The organism is Kineococcus sp. NBC_00420 (genome assembly GCF_036021035.1).
Taxonomy (GTDB): Bacteria; Actinomycetota; Actinomycetes; order Actinomycetales; family Kineococcaceae; genus Kineococcus.
In genome coordinates, this window is record NZ_CP107930.1 from 2,937,413 (window position 1) to 2,955,790 (window position 18,378).

Annotated in this window: 18 protein-coding genes; 10 read left to right on the forward strand and 8 right to left on the reverse strand. The window is 72.7% G+C overall.

Annotated elements, in window-relative coordinates:
• Complete coding sequence (pucL, locus tag OG218_RS14360; RefSeq protein ID WP_328293907.1) at positions 1 to 903, forward strand: factor-independent urate hydroxylase; 903 nt, start codon at positions 1 to 3, stop codon at positions 901 to 903.
• Positions 903 to 1,370 carry a nucleoside deaminase gene (locus tag OG218_RS14365; RefSeq protein ID WP_328293908.1) on the forward strand — a complete coding sequence of 156 codons (468 nt, stop codon included), beginning with the start codon at positions 903 to 905 and terminating at the stop codon, positions 1,368 to 1,370. The genes pucL and OG218_RS14365 overlap by 1 nt, the downstream gene beginning before the upstream one ends.
• 1 nt (position 1,371) lies before the next feature.
• Here OG218_RS14365 and OG218_RS14370 read toward each other — a convergent pair whose 3' ends face one another.
• A complete protein-coding gene (locus tag OG218_RS14370) occupies positions 1,372 to 2,592 on the reverse strand; it encodes a helix-turn-helix domain-containing protein (protein ID WP_328293909.1) in 1,221 nt (406 codons plus the stop codon).
• Positions 2,593 to 2,615: 23 nt separating this feature from the next.
• Between OG218_RS14370 and OG218_RS14375 the strand changes: the two genes are divergently transcribed.
• Positions 2,616 to 3,440, forward strand: coding sequence for an FAD binding domain-containing protein (locus OG218_RS14375; protein ID WP_328293910.1), 825 nt, complete (start codon positions 2,616 to 2,618; stop codon positions 3,438 to 3,440).
• On the forward strand, positions 3,437 to 6,181 hold the full coding sequence (locus OG218_RS14380; RefSeq protein ID WP_328293911.1) for a molybdopterin-dependent oxidoreductase: 2,745 nt from the start codon (positions 3,437 to 3,439) through the stop codon (positions 6,179 to 6,181). Before OG218_RS14375 ends, OG218_RS14380 begins: the two co-directional genes overlap by 4 nt.
• A 40-nt stretch (positions 6,182 to 6,221) precedes the next feature.
• On the opposite strand, the gene OG218_RS14385 is transcribed toward OG218_RS14380, so the two are convergent.
• Positions 6,222 to 8,489 (reverse strand): MFS transporter, encoded by a 2,268-nt coding sequence (locus OG218_RS14385; RefSeq protein ID WP_328293912.1) that lies wholly within the window; start codon positions 8,487 to 8,489, stop codon positions 6,222 to 6,224.
• A 105-nt stretch (positions 8,490 to 8,594) separates the two neighbouring features.
• On the opposite strand from OG218_RS14385, the gene OG218_RS14390 reads away from it, so the two are divergent.
• Positions 8,595 to 9,233, forward strand: a complete 639-nt coding sequence (locus OG218_RS14390; RefSeq protein WP_328293913.1) for a TetR/AcrR family transcriptional regulator — start codon at positions 8,595 to 8,597, stop codon at positions 9,231 to 9,233.
• Between the two features lie 107 nt (positions 9,234 to 9,340).
• Positions 9,341 to 10,009 carry a Pr6Pr family membrane protein gene (locus tag OG218_RS14395; RefSeq protein WP_328293914.1) on the forward strand — a complete coding sequence of 223 codons (669 nt, stop codon included), beginning with the start codon at positions 9,341 to 9,343 and terminating at the stop codon, positions 10,007 to 10,009.
• Positions 10,010 to 10,019: 10 nt separating this feature from the next.
• Here OG218_RS14395 and OG218_RS14400 read toward each other — a convergent pair whose 3' ends face one another.
• The 4 genes from OG218_RS14400 to OG218_RS14415 form a co-directional block, all read right to left on the reverse strand.
• Positions 10,020 to 10,667, reverse strand: a complete 648-nt coding sequence (locus OG218_RS14400) for a response regulator transcription factor (protein ID WP_328293915.1) — start codon at positions 10,665 to 10,667, stop codon at positions 10,020 to 10,022.
• Positions 10,664 to 12,058, reverse strand: a complete 1,395-nt coding sequence (locus OG218_RS14405) for a sensor histidine kinase (RefSeq protein ID WP_328293916.1) — start codon at positions 12,056 to 12,058, stop codon at positions 10,664 to 10,666. Before OG218_RS14405 ends, OG218_RS14400 begins: the two co-directional genes overlap by 4 nt.
• A gap of 85 nt (positions 12,059 to 12,143) precedes the next feature.
• Positions 12,144 to 12,701 (reverse strand): hypothetical protein, encoded by a 558-nt coding sequence (locus OG218_RS14410; protein ID WP_328293917.1) that lies wholly within the window; start codon positions 12,699 to 12,701, stop codon positions 12,144 to 12,146.
• Between the two features lie 58 nt (positions 12,702 to 12,759).
• On the reverse strand, positions 12,760 to 13,332 hold the full coding sequence (locus OG218_RS14415; RefSeq protein WP_328293918.1) for a helix-turn-helix domain-containing protein: 573 nt from the start codon (positions 13,330 to 13,332) through the stop codon (positions 12,760 to 12,762).
• 53 nt (positions 13,333 to 13,385) lie between these two features.
• Between OG218_RS14415 and OG218_RS14420 the strand changes: the two genes are divergently transcribed.
• The 4 genes from OG218_RS14420 to OG218_RS14435 all read left to right on the forward strand — a co-directional run bounded on the left by OG218_RS14420 (position 13,386) and on the right by OG218_RS14435 (position 17,236).
• A complete protein-coding gene (locus OG218_RS14420; protein WP_328293919.1) occupies positions 13,386 to 14,753 on the forward strand; it encodes an NtaA/DmoA family FMN-dependent monooxygenase in 1,368 nt (455 codons plus the stop codon).
• 77 nt (positions 14,754 to 14,830) lie between these two features.
• Entirely contained in the window at positions 14,831 to 15,763 is a 933-nt protein-coding gene (locus OG218_RS14425; RefSeq protein ID WP_328293920.1) for a helix-turn-helix transcriptional regulator, read from the forward strand.
• Between the two features lie 45 nt (positions 15,764 to 15,808).
• Positions 15,809 to 16,696, forward strand: coding sequence for an aldo/keto reductase (locus OG218_RS14430; protein WP_328293921.1), 888 nt, complete (start codon positions 15,809 to 15,811; stop codon positions 16,694 to 16,696).
• A gap of 69 nt (positions 16,697 to 16,765) precedes the next feature.
• Positions 16,766 to 17,236, forward strand: a complete 471-nt coding sequence (locus OG218_RS14435; RefSeq protein ID WP_328293922.1) for an NUDIX domain-containing protein — start codon at positions 16,766 to 16,768, stop codon at positions 17,234 to 17,236.
• 24 nt (positions 17,237 to 17,260) lie between these two features.
• On the opposite strand, the gene OG218_RS14440 is transcribed toward OG218_RS14435, so the two are convergent.
• Both OG218_RS14440 and OG218_RS14445 read right to left on the reverse strand, forming a co-directional pair.
• Positions 17,261 to 17,755, reverse strand: coding sequence for a hypothetical protein (locus tag OG218_RS14440; RefSeq protein WP_328293923.1), 495 nt, complete (start codon positions 17,753 to 17,755; stop codon positions 17,261 to 17,263).
• A gap of 4 nt (positions 17,756 to 17,759) precedes the next feature.
• Complete coding sequence (locus OG218_RS14445; protein WP_328293924.1) at positions 17,760 to 18,170, reverse strand: GNAT family N-acetyltransferase; 411 nt, start codon at positions 18,168 to 18,170, stop codon at positions 17,760 to 17,762.
• Positions 18,171 to 18,378: the final 208 nt, after the last annotated feature.

An 18,378-nucleotide genomic window follows, 5' to 3' on the forward strand; every position in this document is an offset into this window, starting at 1 on the left:
ATGGCCGTCTACCTGGCGGGTCACCAGTACGGCAAGGCGGAGAACCGCGTCGTGCGGTTCCAGCGCGACACCCCGCGCCACGAGATCGTCGACCTCAACGTCACCTCCACCCTGCGCGGCGACTTCGCCGACGCGTACCTCACGGGTGACCAGACGAAGGTCCTGCCCACGGACACGCAGAAGAACACGATGTACTCCTACGCCAAGGAGAAGGGCATCGCCAGCGTCGAGGGGTACGCCCTCGACCTGGCCCGGCACTTCGTCGACGACGTGGAACCCGTCAGCGGCGCCCGCATCGACGTCGACTCCTACCTGTGGACCCGCGCCACGGTGAACGGCGCGGAGCACGACCACAGCTGGACGCGCTCCGGCAGCGAGGTCCGCACGGCCGCGATCACGGTGTCCGGCAAGGGCTCCGAGCAGGAGACCCACGTCGTCGCCGGGCTCAAGGAGTTCACGCTGCTCAAGTCCACGGGGTCGACGTTCAAGGACTTCATGGTCGACGAGTACACGACGCTGGAACCCACCGAGGACCGCGTGATGGCGACCTCGCTGGTCGCGACCTGGCGCTACGACGCGACCTGCCTGCAGGAGGGGTTCGACTTCGATGCCGCCTACGACGCCGTCAAGGCCGCGATGGTCACCCAGTTCGCGACGGTGCACTCCAAGGCCCTCCAGCAGACGTTGTGGCTCATGGGCAAGGCCGCGATCGAGACCGTCCCGGCCGTCGCGGAGGTCCGGCTGGTGGCGCCGAACAAGCACCACTTCCTCTACGACCTGGCCCGTTTCGGCGTCCAGAACTCCGGTGAGGTGTTCCACGCCGACGACCGCCCCTACGGCCTGATCCAGGCCGTCGTGGCCCGCGACGACACCCCGCTCGCACCGATCGCGTGGGAACGGTGATGGACGACCAGAAGTTCCTCGACCTGGCGGTCGACCTCGCCGTGCAGAACGTCGCCGACGGGGGTGGCCCCTTCGGGGCGGTCGTCGTCCGCGACGGAGTCGTCATCGCGCAGGGCCAGAACCGCGTCACCCGTGACAACGACCCGACCGCGCACGCCGAGGTCCAGGCGATCCGCGCGGCCTGCCAGGAACTCGGCTCGTTCAGCCTCACCGGCTGCACGCTGTACTCCAGCTGCGAACCGTGCCCCATGTGCCTGGCGTCCGCGTTGTGGTCGCGCGTGGACCGCGTGCTCTTCGCCGCCGACCGGGACGACGCGGCCCGCGGGGGTTTCGACGACCGTGCGTTCTACGAGTTGTTCGACACCCCGCGCTCCGCGTGGGCGGTCCCCGTCGTCCAGCAGCGCGACGGGAACTCACCCGCGCCCTTCGACGCCTGGCTCGCGAGCGTCGAACGTGTCGACTACTGACTCAGCTCCGGTCCAGCAGTCGCAGCGCGACCTGCAGGTCCACCACGTCGTCGACGTCGCGCAGGTCGCGGTCGAGCAACGACTCGACACGGCTGAGCCGGTAGCGCACGGTGTTCTGGTGGACGTGCAGCAGTGCGGCGGTGCGGGTGGGCGAGCGGCCCTCCCGCAACAGCGTCCGCAACGTCAGCAGCAGGTCGGGATCGTCCAGCACCCCGGCCAGGACGCGTTCGGCGAACCGCCGTCGCTCCTCGGCCGGGACGGAACGCAACAGGTCCTCGACGCCGCCGGTGTCGCGGTCGTGCTCCACGACGAGGCCCGGTCGGCTCCGGGCGGCCCGCAGCGCCCGCCGGGCTCCGGCAACCGCTTCGGTCGGGTCGTCGACGGGACGGCTGACCCCCACGACCAGGGGACGTCCCGTCCGGTGCAGCCGTCGTTCGAGCAGAGCGACGTCCTGCGTGAGCACGACGCCGTCCACGACCGCGTGCGGTCCGTCGGCGAGGGCGTCGAGGACGAGGTCGAGTTCCTCGGCCCCGACCCCCAGCACGGTTCCGGACGGGGCTGCGGGGTTCTCCGGCAGCCGCCGGTGCAGGGCGAGCACCCCGGCCAGCGCCGTCAGGGTCACCTCCGGCAGCCCGTCGGCGACCAGCCGCCACGGCGCGGGTCCCTCGCCGACGGGCCGCCCCGGTGGAGCCAGGGCGAAGAGGACGTCGACGTCGTCCTCGGTGAGCGCCCCGCCCGCGAGCGGGCGCCCGGTCGCCGACAGCACCCGCACCCCGGGCAGCTGCGCGAGCACCTCGCGCAGCGCTCGACCGGCCGCCAGCGAGGCCAGCAGCCGCTGCACGGTGTCGTCGCGCGGGCCGACGGTCGCGTCGACGAAGGCGCTGACCTGGTGGAACGCGACGTGCGCGGGGACCGCGAACACCGGCAGCCCCACGGCCTCCGCCGCGGCGACGACGTCCGCGGGCACCTCGCCGAGCAGTCCCTCGCCCACGGCCAGGGCGCACGCGCCCGCCGCCTCGACGGACGCGACGAAGGCCGGGCTGTCGTCGGCGTCGCGGCGCCAGGCCAGGCCGGTCAGCACGAGGTGGCCGACGGCGACGTAGCGGCCCGGGTCGCGCAGGTCGACGGTGGTCGTCCCGGTCACCGGGCGGTCCAGCGAGGCCTGCGACCCGCCCAGCCAGCGCAACCCGAGGTCGCCCCGGGAGAGGTCGGCCACCCGCACGCCAGCACCTCCGGAAGCAGCTCATGGACCTGAACACGATCGAGACCATCATCCCGGTCCGGGACCGGGACGCCCTCCGGCGGGCCCACGACGGCGATCCGACGACGTCGGTCCTGGCCGGTGGCACGTGGTTGTTCTCGCTCCCGCAGCCGCACCTGCGGACCCTCGTCGACCTGACGACGCTGGACTGGGAACCCTTCACGGTCACCGACGCGGGGCTGCGACTGGCCGCGACCTGCCCCATCGGGGCCCTGGAGTCGATCCCCGTCCCGACCGACTGGACCGCGCGGGCGCTGTTCCGGCAGTGCACCCGGGCGCTGCTGGCCTCGTACAAGGTGCGTTCGGTCGCGACCGTCGGTGGGAACGTCTGCGCCGCCCTCCCGGCCGGGGCGATGACGTCGCTGACCGCCGCCCTCGACGGGGTCGCGGAACTCTGGGTGGCCGACGGCGGGATCCGCCGGGTGCCGGTCGCGGAGTTCGTGACCGGCGACAACCGCACCGCGCTGGAACCCGGCGAGGTGCTGCGGGCGATCGACCTTCCCGTCACCGCGTTGCGCGCGACGACGGCGTTCCGCCGGGTGGCGCTGGCCCGGCTCGGCCGTTCGGCGTCGTTGGTCGTGGGACGGCGGGAGGAGGACGGCGGTTTCACCCTCACGGTGACGGCGTCCACCCCGTACCCGCTGGTGTTCTCCCACCCCTCCGTCCCGGACCCGCGGACCCTCGTCGCCGAGGTCGAGGAGCGGGTCGAGGCCGGGCCGGGCTGGTTCGACGACGTCCACGGCGCCCCCGACTGGCGCCGGGCGACGACGTTGCGCTTCGCCGCCGAGATCGTGGAGGAACTCTCGTGAAGATCGTGGTCAACGGGGAGACCCGCGACGTCCAACCCCGGGCGGGACAGTGCCTGCGGACGCTCCTGCGGGAGAGTTCGCACGTCGAGGTGAAGAAGGGCTGTGACTCCGGCGACTGCGGCGCCTGCACCGTCCTGGTCGAGGGGAACCCGGTCCACTCCTGCCTCTACCCCGCGCTGCGCGCGGCCGACCGGGAGATCACCACCGTCGCCGGACTGGGAACGCCGGAGGCGCTCAGCCCCGTGCAGCAGCGGTTCGTCGACGCCGCGGGTTTCCAGTGCGGTTTCTGCACCGCGGGCATGGTGGTGACGGCCTCGGCGTTCGACGACACCCAGCGCGCCGACCTCGCCGAGCACCTCAAGGGGAACCTCTGCAGGTGCACCGGATACCGCGCGATCCGCGAGGCGATCACCGGCGGCGACCTGGAACCGCTGCCCGCCAGCGGGAAGGTGGGGGAGCGGGTGGGTGCCCCCGCGGGTCGCCGCGTCGTCACGGGCCGCGAGCGCTACACCCTCGACCACGGCCCGGACGAGGTGCCCGGTGACGTCCTGCACGTCGCCGTCCTGCGCAGTCCGCACGCGCACGCCCGGATCACCCGCATCGACCCCGCGGCCGCCGAGGCCCTCGCGGGCGTCCACCTCGTACTGACCCACGAGAACGTCCCGCAGACGCTGTTCTCGACGGGCCGGCACGAGAACCGCCTCGACGACCCGGACGACACGCTGATCCTCGACCCGGTACTCCGCCACGTCGGGCAACGCGTCGCGGTCGCGGTCGCCGAGGACCTGGCCACCGCCGAGGAGGCGTTGCGCCGCATCGTCGTGGAGTACGAGGAACTCCCCGCCGTGTTCGACCCGGCCCTCGCCCGCGAACCCGGTGCCCCCCTGGTCCACGGCGACAAGGACGCCGCGGCCTCCCGCATCGGCGACCCGCAGCGCAACGTCGTCGCGGAACTGCACGGCGGGGTCGGCGACGTGGACCTGGCCCTCGCCCGGGCCGACGTGACGGTGTCGGGGACCTGGCAGACCCAGCGCGTCTCCCACGTCGCCCTCGAGACCCACGCGGCGGTGTCGTGGCTGGACGAGGACGGCCGGTTGGTCGTCCGGGCCAGCACCCAGGTGCCGTTCCTGGTGCGCGACGAACTCGCCCGCATCCTCGGGGTGGAACCCGACCGGGTCCGGGTCCTCGCCGCCCGGGTCGGCGGGGGTTTCGGCGGCAAGCAGGAACTCCTCGTCGAGGACCTGGTCGGGTTGGCGACCCTGCGGACGGGACGCGCCGTCCAGTACGAGACGACCCGCGGGGACACCCTCTCAGCGATGCCGACCCGCCACCCGTTCCGGGTGTCCGTGCGGTTGGGGGCCACCCTGGACGGAACCCTCACCGCCCTGGCGTTGGAGGTGCTGTCCAACGCCGGCGCCTACGGCAACCACTCGCCCGGGGTGATGTTCCACGGCTGCCACGAGACGGTGGCGACCTACCGCTGCGAGAACAAGCGGGTCGACGCGCAGGCCGTCTACACGAACACCGTCCCCTCCGGTGCGTTCCGCGGTTACGGACTCGGGCAGGTCGTGTTCGGCCTCGAGTCGGCCATGGACGACCTCGCCCGCGAGCTCGGGATGGACCCCTACGAGTTGCGGCGACGCAACGTCGTGGTGCCCGGCGACCCGTTCGTGGTGACGTCCTACCCCTCCGACGGTTCCGAGGCCGACGACGGTCTGCGCTACGGCAGCTACGGACTCGACCAGTGCCTCGACCTGGTCGAGGAGGGCATGAGCCGGGACGGTGAACCCGCCCCGGAGGGTCCGCAGTGGCGGACGGGGTCCGGGATGGCGCTGTCGATGATCGCGACCACCCCGCCCCGGGGGCACTTCGCCGACACGAGCGTGCGGTTGCTGGCGGACGGGACGTGGGAGCTGAACGTCGGCACGGCCGAGTTCGGCAACGGGACGAGCACCGTCCACCAGCAGATCGCGGTCTCCGCCCTCGGGACGACCGCCGACCGTCTCCGCCTGCGCCAGAGCGACACCGACGTCACGCGGCACGACACGGGTGCGTTCGGCTCGGCCGGCTCCGTCGTCGCCGGCAAGGCGTTGCTGTCGGCGTGCGAGCAGGTCGCGGACCAGGTGCGGACGCTCGCCGCCGACCTGCTCGGGGTGGGGGTGCGGCAGGTGGAACTCGGCCCCGCCGCGGCGAGCGGCGGAGGCCGGTCGGTGATCCTGCCGGAACTCCACGCGGAAGGTCTGCGCCGCAACGGTTCAGCGCCCGGGGCTCACGGCGACGAGGACGCGGCGCTGCGCTCCGTCGCGTTCAACGTCCAGGGTTTCCGCGTCGCGGTGGACGTCGACTCCGGGGAGGTGCGGATCCTCCGCTCCGTCCACGCCGTCGACGCGGGAACCGTCCTGAACCCGGTGCAGTTGCGGGGCCAGGTCGAGGGCGGTGTCGCGCAGGCCATCGGGTCCTCGCTGTTCGAGGAGGTCCGCGTCGGGCCGGACGGTGTCAGCCCGACGGTGTCGTTGCGGGAGTACTACGTCCCCCGGATCGACGACCTGCCCGACACCGAGGTCCGCTACGCCGACACCTACGACACGATCGGCCCGCTCGGGGCGAAGTCGATGAGCGAGGCGCCCTACAACCCCGTCGCCCCCGCTCTGGCGAACGCGATCCGGGACGCGATCGGCGTCCGGTTGTTCGAGCTCCCGATGTCCGCCGACCGCGTCTGGCGAGCCACCCCCGACGCGTGATCCCGCTGGTGGTCCCAGCGGGATCACGGGTCGGTGGGGGTCAGGAGTGGACGGTGGTCCCGCCGAGGTGCAGGTCGGCGTCGGCGGGCAGTCCGTCGTCGACCCGGACGTCGCGGGTGGCGGGTTCCCAGCTCGAGGCCGTCACGGTGTAGTTCCCGCCGGCGACGTCGCTGAACTCGTAGCGGCCGTCGACGTCGGTGGTGGTGACCTCCGCGGCCCGGCCGGTCGCGTCGACGAGGGTCACCGTCGCGCCGGCGTGGGCGGTGGAACCCGCGCCGGCGGTCACGGTCCCGGTCACCCGGCCGCCGCTGCCGAGGAGCAGGTCCACGACGAGCGCCTCGTCGTCCCCGACCTCGGTGGAACGGGCGGTCGGTCGGCTCCGACCGGAGCGGGTCGTGAGCACGTAGGTACCGCCGGACAACCCGTCGAACGTGTACCCACCCTCCGCGTCGGTCGTGGTGGAACCCACGACCCGGCCGGTGACGTCGGTCAGGGTGACGAGGGCGCCGGGGACCCCGGACCTCTCCTGCTGCACCCGGCCGGTGAGCGCGGAACGCCCGGCGAGGGTGACGTCGTGGGTCAGCGCGGAACTCCCGACGGCGACCAGCGTCGCGTGCGGGGACAGGTGCCCGGCCGCCGTGATGAGGAGGTAGGTGCCACCGGTGGGGACGGGGAGTTCGTAGGCGCCGTTCTCGGTGGAGGTTCCGCGCGCGACCTGGCGGCCGGCGGAGTCGGTGAGGGTCAGGACGGCCCCGGCCAACGGTCGGGAACCTCCCGTGGTGACGTTCCCGCGCACCGCGAGGGTCGGGCTGGGCCGCTGCTGCGGGACCGAGGACGGTTCCGGGAGCGCGAGTTTCGTCGGAGTGGTGTCCACGGCGGCCGGTGCCTCCGTCGCCGGCTGGGCGCGCGGGATGAGCGCGGCGATGACCACGGCCAGCAGCGCGGCACCCGACGCGACGATCAGGATGGTCTTGAAACCCCGTTCCGCCGGGATGGCCACGCCCCCGGCGACGACGGCCGAGGAGGCCAGCACCGCGCCGGACACCGCACTGGCGACGGAGGAACCGATCGAGCGGACCAGGGTGTTGAAGCTGTTCGCGGAGGCCGTCTCGCGCACCGGGACGGCGGACATGATGAGCGCGGGCATCGAGCCGTAGGCGAAACCGACGCCGGCGCCGATGATCCCGGTCACGATCGAGAGCTGCCAGACCGCGTCCGTGAAGAACACGCCGACGGCGTAGCCGATCGCGACGACGAGACCGCCGATCATCAGGCTGACCTTGGGTCCGTGGCGACGGGTCACGTTCGCCGAGATCGGCGCGGTCACCATCATGACGAGGCCGGCGGGCAGCATCGCGAGGCCGGCGGTGAGCATCGACTTCCCCAGACCGTAACCGGTCTGCGTCGGCAGCTGGATGATCTGCGGGATGACCAGCGACATCGCGAACATGGCGAAACCGAGGGCGACGGAGGCGAGGTTCGTCAGCAGGACCTGCGGACGGGCGGTGGTGCGCAGGTCCACGAGGGGTTCGCGGCTGCGCAGTTCCCAGAAGCCCCAGAGCACGGCGAGGACGGTGCCGCCGATGAGGCAGGCCAGCGTCTCGCCGCTCGCCCAGCCCCAGTCCCTGCCCTTGGAGACACCGAGCAGGATCGCGACGAGGGTCACGGACAGGCCGACCGCGCCCAGCAGGTCGATCCGTCCGCCGTGGGCACCGGCCGCGGACGGGATGAGGGTCAGGACGAGCACGAACACGATCGCGCCGAGCCCGCCCGCGACCCAGAACAGCCAGTGCCAGTCGAGGTTGTCGGCGATGAGCGCGGCGCCCGGCAGACCGAGGGCGCCACCGACACCGAGCGAGGCGCTCATGAGCGCGGTGGCCGGCCCCAGCTTCTCGGCGGGCAGGATGTCACGCATCAGGCTGATGCCGAGCGGGATCACGCCGGCGGCGAAACCCTGGAGGGCCCGGCCGACGATCATCGGCGTGAGGCTGTCGGAGAGGGCGCAGACGACGGAACCGATGACCATCGCGGCGAGGCTCGCGAGCAGCAGTGGCCGCTTGCCGAACATGTCGCCGAGGCGGCCGGCGATCGGGGTGGCGACCGCGCCGGCGAGCAGCGTGGCGGTGATCGCCCAGGAGGCGTTGGACGCCGAGGTCCCGAGGTAGACCGGGAGCTGACCCACGATCGGGATGACCAGGGTCTGCATGAGGGCGACGGAGATGCCGCCGAGGGCGAGGATCGCGACGATCACGCCGACGGGGCGTTCGGCGTGCCCGGGGGAGGCGGGGGCGGGTGCTGCTGCGGACATCGGGGTCCTTCAATCGTCGAGTTAAGTCAAATGCTTGACTTAGTTGAGCACAGGGACAATGGTCGGTGCAAGGGGCGACCAGAGGGGGAGACAGTGGGATCAGCGGTGCGGAACGCTCCGAGGGGCGAGGCCACGCGGACGGCGATCATCGAGGCCGCCGAGCGGCTCTTCGCCGAGCACGGCCTGGACGGGGTGTCGCACCGCCAGATCAGCGCGGAGGCAGGACAGGGCAACAACGCCGCCGTCGGCTACCACTTCGGGACGACCCACGACCTCGTCACCGCCATCGTCGAGCGCCACAGCACGCCGATCGACACCCTCCGAGGTGCCATGGCCGACCGCGTCGCGGGATCCACGGACATCCGGGACTGGGTGGACTGCCTCTTCCGGCCGATGGCCGAGCACCTGGAGTCCCTCGGCTCCCCCACGTGGTGGGCCCGGTTGTCCGCCCAGCTCGCCGCCGACCCCCGCCGGCACGCGCTCTACGTCGAGCACGTCCTGCGCTCGGAGGCGTTGAGGCGCACGGTCGCCGGTTTCACGGCCTGCCTGCCCGACCTGCCGGAACCCGTCCGGGAGGAACGCGCGGCCATGTCGCGGCTGCTCTCGGTGCACGTCTTCGCCGACCGCGAGACCGCGCTCGCCGAGGGGAGCCGCACTCCCCGGGCGAGCTGGTCCGAGACCGCCGACGGTGTCGTCGACGCGATGGTCGGGTTGTGGACGGCCCCGGTCACCCACCCCTCCTGAGCGCCCCCTCCCCCGCGGAAACAACACTTTCCGCCCTCGGTCGCCCCTCCGCGAGGGCGGAAAGTGTTGTTTCCGCGGGGACCGCGGTGGGCAGGCAGGATGGACGCGTGAGATCCCTCGCCTCCTCCTCGCGCGTCTGGCACGCGGTGCTCGCCCTCGTCGTGCTCGCGGCGCTGGTCGCGCAGGTCGTCCTCCTGATCGGCGGCGGCCGGGACGCGAACTCCGGGCAGGCCACCGCTTCCACGGCGACCAGCCTGGTCCGCTTCGTCAGCTACTTCACGGTCCAGAGCAACCTGCTGGTCCTGGTCGCGGCGGTCTCGCTGGTCCTGGACCCGGCGCGCGACGGCCGGTTCTGGCGCGTCCTGCGGTTGACGGGGCTGCTCGGGATCACGGTCACGGGGCTGGTGTTCGGTGCGGTCCTCGCCCCGTTCGTGCACCACACCGGCATCGGCTGGTGGATCAACGCCGGGTTCCACTACGTCTCGCCGTTCATGGCGTTCCTCGGCTGGGCGGTGTTCGGGCCGCGACCGCGCGTCGACGGACGCACGGTGGCGTGGGCGGTGGCCTGGCCCATCGCCTGGGTCGTCTACACGCTGGTGCGCGGGGCGGTCGTCGGCTGGTACCCGTACCCGTTCCTGGACGTCGACGCCGTCGGGTACCTGATCGCCCTGCGCAACACGGGTTTCGTCGTGGTGCTGGCCCTGGTCCTGCTGACGGTCTTCCGCTGGCTCGACGGCCGGCTCCCCGCCCGCCGTGGAGAACCGCTCCCGCGCTGATCGAGGTCCCTCACGTCGGTCCGGGCCGGTCGAGGTGTTCCTGCGCCCACAACGCCGCGGCCGTGCGACCGCTGACCCCCAGTTCCCGCAGGACCCGGCCGACGTGGACCTTCACGGTGTGCTCGCTGATCCCCAGGCTCCGGGCGATCTGCTTGTTGGCCAAACCCTGGGCGATGAGGCGCAGCACGTCCCGTTCGCGCTCGCTCAGACCGGCGCCGAGGGGGGCGGCCGCCGGCCGTGCCGGCGCCGACCCCGGCAGCAGGGCCCGGGCCACCCTCGGGTCGAGCGGTGCGTGTCCGGCGGCGGCGGCGCGCACCCCGGCCAGGACGTCGCGCGGCTCGCTGTCCTTGAGCAGGTACCCCACGGCCCCGGCGGCCAGCGCCTGCTGCACCTGCGACTGGTCGATGAAGGACGTCAGGACCACCACGGCGGTGGTGGGAACTGCCGCCAGCACCGCGGTCGTCGCGGCGACCCCGTCCATCACGGGCATGGACAGGTCCATCAGGACGACGTCGGGTTCCGCCTCGCTCGCGCGCCGGACCGCCTCCGCCCCGTCGGCGGCTTCCGCGACGACGTCGATGTCGTCGGCGGCCTGCAACAGGGCGGCCAGCCCGGCCCGCACGAGACGGTGGTCGTCGACCACGAGGACACGGATCACGAGCGGGGAACCTCCAGGAGCCACCGGGTACCGGACCCGGGTGCGGTGGACAGGAACAGGTGCGCGCCGCCGTCCCGGGCGAGGTCGGGCAGCAGGCGCAGCCCGAAGTGCCCGTGTTCCGCGGCCTCCTGCGCCACCGTCGAGTCGAAACCCGCCCCGTCGTCGACGACCTCCAGCTGCACCGACCGCTCGTCGTAGCGCAGGTGGACGGCGAGGCTGCGCGCATCGGCGTGCGCCACGGCGTTGCGGACGGTCTCCTGGGCCACCTGGAACACGAGGCGCTCACCGGTGGTGTCGAGACCGCTCTCCTCGCCCGGACCGGGCAGGCGCAGGTCCAGCGTCAGGCCGTGCGAGCGCGCCGCGCCGGCCAGGTCCCCCACGGCGGTGGCCAACCCGGCGCTGCTCAGGCTCGGCGGGTAGATGTCGACCAGCAGCGACCGGAGGCCGGCGATGCTGCCGCGGACCGTGGCGGCCGCCTGCTCCAACCGGTGCGCCATCGGGGTCGCCCGGTCCCGTTCGGCCTCCTGGGCGGCGGCGGCCACCGAGTAGGACGCCGCCACGAGTTCCTGCACGACACCGTCGTGCAGCCTGGCGGCGATCCGCTGGCGTTCACGGGCCGAGGCGTCCACGGCGTCCTGGAGCAGGGCTTCGCGCTGGTCCTGGCTGCGGCGCAGCCGGTCCAGCAGCGCCCAGATCACGGGGACCAGCAGGACGACCAGCAGCAGCAGGCTCGACGCGAGGAGACCGGCGAAACTGCTCCACAACTGACCGGTGCGGTTGCTCACCTGCGAGTAGCGCGTGTACGTCTCGAAGAGCAACGGTTGCCCCGAGGGGGTCCAGACCGGGCGGTACACCTCCAGGAGCTTCCCCTGGTCCCGTTCGAGCTCGTTCTCGGGGCGGGTCAGGTCCGTGACCTCCGCCTCCAGGCGCGGGCTGTCCAGAGCCTCGAGCTCCTCCGCCTCCAACGGGTAGGAACGTCCGACGAGGCGGTCCTCGTCGGAGTACACGATGCGACCGTCGGAGGTCCACAACTTCACCCGCACGAGCGCTGCGGAGCTCAGCACACGGTCGCCGACGACGTCGCGCACCCGCGCTCGTGCCGCTGCGGCGGCGACCGGGTCGGCGGAGAGCAGGTCGTCGTCCAGGGCGCCCTGGACGACCGATTCGGCCAGGAGGTCGCTGACCTGGGCCGCGGCGCTGACCGCCTCGCGTTCCGCGATCTGACGGGCCAGCAGCAGGCTGGCCCCGACGACGGCCACGATGACGACGACGACCGCGGCTCCGACCTGCAGCAGCAGTCGTCGGCGACTGGGCCCGTCGGTCGCCGCGGCCCGTCGGGTGCCGTCGGCCAGCACCCGCCACGGCGGTGACGGGGTGACGTCTCGAACCACTGGATCCTCTCCTGACCGCTCCCGCCCATGGTCTCCTGCTGCGCCGCTGCCGGTCAGCGGAACGGGCGGAGTCCCCGCCTCCGGCCTAGTGGTGGTCGTCACCGCCGCCGCGGCCGCTCCGGTCGTCCCGGCCCCCGTGATCGCCGTCGTGCCCGGTCCGGTCCTCACGACCGCGCCCGTGACCGCCGTGGTCGTCGCCCGTCGTGGGTCGCGCCGTCGCCGTCGCTGCGCCGGAGGGGGTGGTGCGGTGGTCGGCCGGGGTGCCGTCGTCGCGGCCCTGACCGCCGCGTCGACCGCCCCGGTCGTCGCCGGGTTCGGCGTTGCGCGACGGCTGCGGGGTCACCGCCGGCGTCGACGTGGTGGGGATGCTCGTCGGGGAGGTGCCCGGGGTGGTGGCGTCGTCGCCGCCACGTCCCCGGCCGCCGTGGTCGTCGCCGGGCTCCGCGCCACGACTCGGTGCGGTGGCCGGAACGTTCGGGGAGGAGGTGCTCGGGGAAGTGCTCGGGGAGGTGCTCGGGGAAGAGGTCGCGGTGGGGACCTCGAGGGGCACGCTGTGGCTGAGCGCGGGGTTGCCGGTCAGGCCGATGACGGCGGGCACGAGGGCAGCACCTGCGGCGGTGGCCACGATGAGGAGGCGTCGCACGGGGTTTCCTTTCGTCGGTGGGACCTCCATTGGCGCTCGTGGCCGGTACGACCCGCAATCAGCTCTCCGAGCTACTACCTCCCGCGCCGTGCGAGGTGTGGTCGTCGCACACCAGCAGGACCCTCGCCGGGGTCGAGTCCTCGTTGCGCCAGCGGTGCGCACGGCTCGGGTCGATGGTCAGCGAGTCGCCGACGGGAACGCGGACCGCGCGCCGGCCCCGGCGCAGGCAGTGCACCGCGCCCTCGAGCACGACGGCGACCTCCTCTCCCGGGTGGGTGAAGAACTCCTCGTCGCCACCGCCGGGCGGGACGCGGAGTTCGTAGACGTGCAGCGAGCGACCGGGGCCACCGGCGAGCAGTCGGATCGTGGTGGCGCCCGGGTCGCCCGGCATCTCCAGACCCCCCGAGGGGGCGATGTCGGGGATCGTCGGCAGCAGCGCCGACGGGGGGATCTCGAAGGCCGCGGCCAGGTCGTACAACGTGGGGATGCTCGGCAGTTGGTCCCCGCGTTCGAGCTTGGTGATGAAGGGCTGCGACACCCCGGCACGACGGGCGAGTTCCCGCATCGACCACCCCTTGGCGGTGCGGTGCGCGCGCACGGCGGCACCCACCTGACCCTGCGGTCCCTCCACGAGATCCTCCGTCCGCAACACGTTCGTAATAACCACTGGTTATCGTAGGCGACGTGACCAAGCAGATCGTCCTCGGGGCCTTCGAGGAGTTCACCCCCAACTTCATCAGCAACGCGTGGAGCCACGAGCTCAGCGACACGTCCGCTTTCGCGACCCTGCCGTACTGGCAGGAGATGGCGCGGGAACTCGACGAGGGCGGGTTCGACTTCCTGTTCCTCGCCGAAGCGATCGGGTACCCGATGCGCGAGGACGGCAGCGTGCCCGAGGCCGTCGTCCGCGAGGCGGTGCAGATCCCCGTGCACGACCCGATGCTGCTCGTCAGCGGGCTCGCGGCGAGCACCGAGCGGCTGGGTTTCGTCGTCACGACCTCGACGACGGCCCACCACCCCAACCTCAACGCCCGCGCGTTCACCACGCTGGACCACCTGACGAACGGGCGCATCGCCTGGAACATCGTCACCTCCGACAACCAGACGGCGTTGACGCGGTTGCTCGGCCACCAGGGCGTCACCCCGCACGACGAGCGCTACCGCAGGGCGACGGAGTTCCTCGAACTCTCCCTGAAGCTCTGGGAGGGCGGCTGGGAGGACGACGCCGTCGTGTACGACAAGGCCACCCGGACCTACGCCGACCCGTCGAAGGTGCACCGCACCACCCACCACGGCGAGTACTTCGACCTCGACGGGTACTTCACCGCGATCCCCTCGCCGCAGCGCACCCCGTTCCTGCTGCAGGCCGGTACGTCGCCGGCGGGGCGGGCCTTCGCGGGCCGCTTCGCCGAGTGCGTGTTCATCCAGGACCGCGACCTGCCCAGCGCCGCGGCGAACGTCGCCGACCTGCGCGCCAAGGCCCGCGCGAACGGCCGGGACGGTGACGACCTCAAGGTTCTCGTGTCGGCTTCCGTGGTCGTCGGTTCCACCGAGGAGGAGGCCGCCCGGTTGCGGGCGAGCGTCGACGCGTCCGTCTCCCGCGCGTCGGCCGCCGCGCTGTTCCTCGGGTGGAGCGGGGTCGACCTCATGGCCTTCCCCCTCGACGCCACCCTGCAGGAGGTCCAGACCGAGATCGGGCAGTCGATGCTCGGGGTGTTCCAGCGGGGCGACGCGAGCCCGACGGTCGCGGAGATCCTCGACCAGCTCACCACCACGATCCCCGGTCTGCGCATCACCGGAACCCCGGAGTCGTGCGCAGACCGGCTGCAGGAGATCGTCGAGGAGACCGACCTCGACGGTTTCCTCGTCGAGCACACCCACGGCGGGCCGGGGGCGTACCGCGCGTTCATCGAGCACGTCGTGCCGCTGCTCCGTCAGCGCGGCCTGCTGCCCGAGGAACCCCGGACGGGATCCATGCGCCGCCGGGTGCTGGGTCACGACAGCGACCGGTTGCCGCCCGGGCACCCGGGGCACGCCTTCCGCCCGTGGTGACCCCGCCACGGGCCCGAGGAGGCGGCGGGTACTGCCAGGGCCTCCCGCCACCGCGCGCGCGGGCCTACCGTGGGGACATGGCCAGCCCCGACCCGTCGACCGACCCCCGGCTCGCCCACCGCGCGCAGGTGCGGGAGTTCCTCAGCAGCCGCCGGGCCCGGATCACACCGGAACGGGCGGGTCTGCCCGCCTACGGTGGCAACCGCCGGGTCGCGGGACTGCGTCGCGAGGAGGTGGCGATGCTCGCCGGGGTGTCCGTCGACTACTACGTGCGGATGGAACGCGGCGACCTCGCGGGCGCCTCCGACGGCGTCCTCGACGCCCTCGCCAACGCGTTGCAGCTCGACGAGGCCGAACGCGAACACCTCGTCGCCCTCGCGCACGCCGGGCAGATCACCGCGAAGGCCCGTCGCCGCCGGCCCGGCCCGCTCACCGTCCGCCCCGCCGTGCAGCAGGTGCTGGACGCCATCACCGCGGCCCCCGCCTGGGTGCGCAACGCACGGCACGACATCCTCGCGATGAACTTCACGGCCCGGGCGCTCTACTCCCCGGTCCTGGCCTCGCCCGAGGCCGGGGTGGCGGGGAAGCGGCCGGCGAACACCACCCGTTTCGTCTACCTCGACCCCGCGGCCCGGGACTTCTTCGTGGACTACGACCGGATCGCCCGCGACGCCGCGGCGATGCTGCGCCTGGAGGCCGGGGCGAACCCGCACGACACCGACCTCATCGCCCTCGTGGGGGAACTCTCCACCCGCAGCGAGCTGTTCCGTCAGCACTGGGCCGCCCACGACGTGAAGTTCCACCGCAGCGGGAAGAAGCGGCTGAACCACCCCGCCGTCGGGATGCTCGACCTCGACTTCGAGAGCGTGGAACTCCCGTCCGAACCGGGGCTGCGGGTCAACATCTACACCGCCGCCGCGGACACCCCGACCGCGGACGGCCTGAAACTCCTCGTCAGCTGGGCGGCGAGCCGGGAGCCCGCGGCCAGGACCGGGATCCTCGAGGGGTAACGCTGGGGCCTGTCTCCCGGGACGCCACCTGCGTAGCGTCGGAGCATGGACGCAGAACTCATCCTCAACAACGGGGTCCGCATGCCGGCCCTGGGCCTCGGTGTCTTCCAGAGTTCCGCCGAGGACACCGCGGACGCCGTCGCGACGGCCCTGGAGGTCGGCTACCGCCACATCGACACGGCCGCCGCCTACCTCAACGAACGCCAGGTGGGGGAGGGTTTCCGTCGATCCGGGCTCGCCCGCGACGAGGTGTTCCTCGAGACCAAGGTCTGGGTCACCGACTACGGGCACGACGAGACGCTGCACGCCTTCGAGAAGGCGGTCCGCAAGCTCGGCGTCGACCAGCTCGACCTGTTGATCCTGCACCAGCCGATCCCCGAACGCTTCGACCGGACGGTCGCCGCCTACCTCGCTCTCGAGGAACTCCTCGCCGACGGCCGGGTGCGTTCCATCGGGGTCAGCAACTTCACCCCGGCCCACCTCGACGCGCTGCTCGAACGGACCTCCGTGGTGCCGGCCGTGAACCAGGTCGAACTGCACCCCTACTTCGTGCAGCCGGAGTTGCAGGCCGCCGACCGCGCGCACGGCATCCTGACCCAGGCCTGGTCACCCATCGGTGGCATCACGTTCTACCCCGGCTGGGGCGAGGAACGGCGCAGCGTCCTCGCGGACCCGACGATCGCGGCGATCGCCGCCGACCACGGGAGGTCGCCCGCCCAGGTCATGCTGCGCTGGCACCTGCAGCAGGGCCGCTCGGCCATCCCGAAGTCGACGAACCCGCAGCGGATCCGGGAGAACTTCGCGGTCTTCGACTTCGCCCTGTCGACCGACGAGCTGGGGCGGATCGATGCCCTGGACACCGGGGTGCGCAGCGGACCGGACCCCGACGTCGTGCGGGCCGAACGTTTCGAACGCGTCATCCCGGAGGACTGAGGGCGGGACGGGCCCCCGCCGCGCGGGGCTCGTCGCGCGACTCCCCGGGTCCCGCGCCAGACTGCTCGGGTGGCGGCCACGAGGAGTGCGGGGATCCTGCTGTACCGGTACGACGCGGGCGGTGGGGTCGAACTCCTGCTCGGGCACATGGGCGGACCGTTGTGGGCGTCCAAGGACGAGCACGGCTGGTCGATCCCGAAGGGCGAGCCGAACCCCGACGAGGAACTGCTCGACGCCGCGCACCGGGAGTTCGCCGAGGAACTCGGCCGGCCCCTGCCCCCGACCGACCTGGTTCCGCTGGGTGACGTGCGTCAGTCGGGCGGGAAGGTCGTGTCGATCTGGGCCGGGCCGGGGGAGTTCGACGTCGACTCGATCCGGCCCGGGACGTTCTCGATGGAGTGGCCGCCGCGCTCCGGGAGGACCGCTGAGTTCCCCGAGATCGACCGGGCCGGCTGGTTCGCCCCGGAGGTGGCGCGGCTCAAGCTGGTGAAGGGACAGGTCGTCTTCGTCGACCGGCTGCTGGAGCACCTCGGCGGCTGAGGCTCCGCCGGACGCGTCGGTGGTTCACTCGGCGAGCCGCTCCCGCACCTGCCGGAGTTCGGCGACGGCGGTGTCCACGAGGTCCTCGCTCAGCGCCCCGGTGCTCTCGATGCGGACCTCGTTGCGGCCCGGGACGGTCTCGTACACGGTGACCGTCACGGTGCCGAGGACCGGGGTCGGCGCCGGCGGGTACGTCTCGACCGTGCTCGGTCGGGAGTCGTCGTAGGTGAGCGTGAGCGTGCTGGAGTACGCGCCGCTGCGGTCGCCGAAGACGGTCGTCCCGGGGCGCTGGCGGGGTTCGCCACCCCACGGCCAGGCGCGCGTGGCCCGGTACCCGAAACCGTCCTGTTCCCCCGCCTCCCAGGTGAAGGCGAGTTCCTGGCCGGCCCGGGGTCCGTCCCCGAAGGGAACTCCGACGTGGCTGTGGTGCACCCAGCACCCGCCGGGTGTGACGGGACTGTCGATGACCCCCCACCCCTCCTCGTCGTACCACTCCCGGACGATCCCCTTGTCGGTCACGGTGTCACTCTCCTCCGGTCAGGTGCACGAGCCCGGCGTCGGTGCGGCGGAACCCGCAGGCGTCGAGGTAGAACGGGGCCAGCTCGGGGAGGTGGTCGACGTGCAACCACTCGCACCCCGCCGCGCGGGCGTGCTCCTCGGCCACGCGGACGAGGTCCCGGCCGATCCCCCGGCGCTGGTGGCTGCCCCGGGTCTTGGTGTCGAGGAGGAACGCGTGGTCCCCGCCGTCCCAGGCGACGTTCACGAACCCCACGAGCAGTCCGGACTCGTCGCGGGCGGAGACCCAGCCGAGGCTGTGGTCGCGGATGCGGGGCCACCAGCCCGCCTGCGGGTCCCCGCCGTGCGACCGGACGAGGTCGAGCACCTCCTCGTCGGCGATCGGGCCGCGCCACTGCAGGTCCGTCGTGTTCGGCACGGACCCACTCTCGTCCGTCCCGGGGCCGGTGACCACCGGTTTCCGGGCGGCCGCGGAGCCCCGTCGACGAGGCCGGCGGGCCAGGCGTGAGGTGAGGCGTCGGTGCGACAGATCGGGTGTCATGGCACCCGGATCGGCGCACCCACGGCTCACTCCACGTGGTGACACCCGTGGGTGTGCCGGGTGGGCGATGAGGCGCCCGCGCCCC

What these genes read in the sequence shown, in the direction of transcription:
- pucL (WP_328293907.1), top strand. Translation starts at nt 1, where the DNA reads ATGGCCGTCTACCTGGCGGGTCACCAGTACGGCAAGGCGGAGAACCGC.
- OG218_RS14365 (WP_328293908.1), top strand. Translation starts at nt 903, where the DNA reads ATGGACGACCAGAAGTTCCTCGACCTGGCGGTCGACCTCGCCGTGCAG.
- OG218_RS14375 (WP_328293910.1), top strand. Translation starts at nt 2,616, where the DNA reads ATGGACCTGAACACGATCGAGACCATCATCCCGGTCCGGGACCGGGAC.
- OG218_RS14385 (WP_328293912.1), bottom strand. Translation starts at nt 8,489, where the DNA reads ATGTCCGCAGCAGCACCCGCCCCCGCCTCCCCCGGGCACGCCGAACGC.
- OG218_RS14425 (WP_328293920.1), top strand. Translation starts at nt 14,831, where the DNA reads ATGGCCAGCCCCGACCCGTCGACCGACCCCCGGCTCGCCCACCGCGCG.
- OG218_RS14430 (WP_328293921.1), top strand. Translation starts at nt 15,809, where the DNA reads ATGGACGCAGAACTCATCCTCAACAACGGGGTCCGCATGCCGGCCCTG.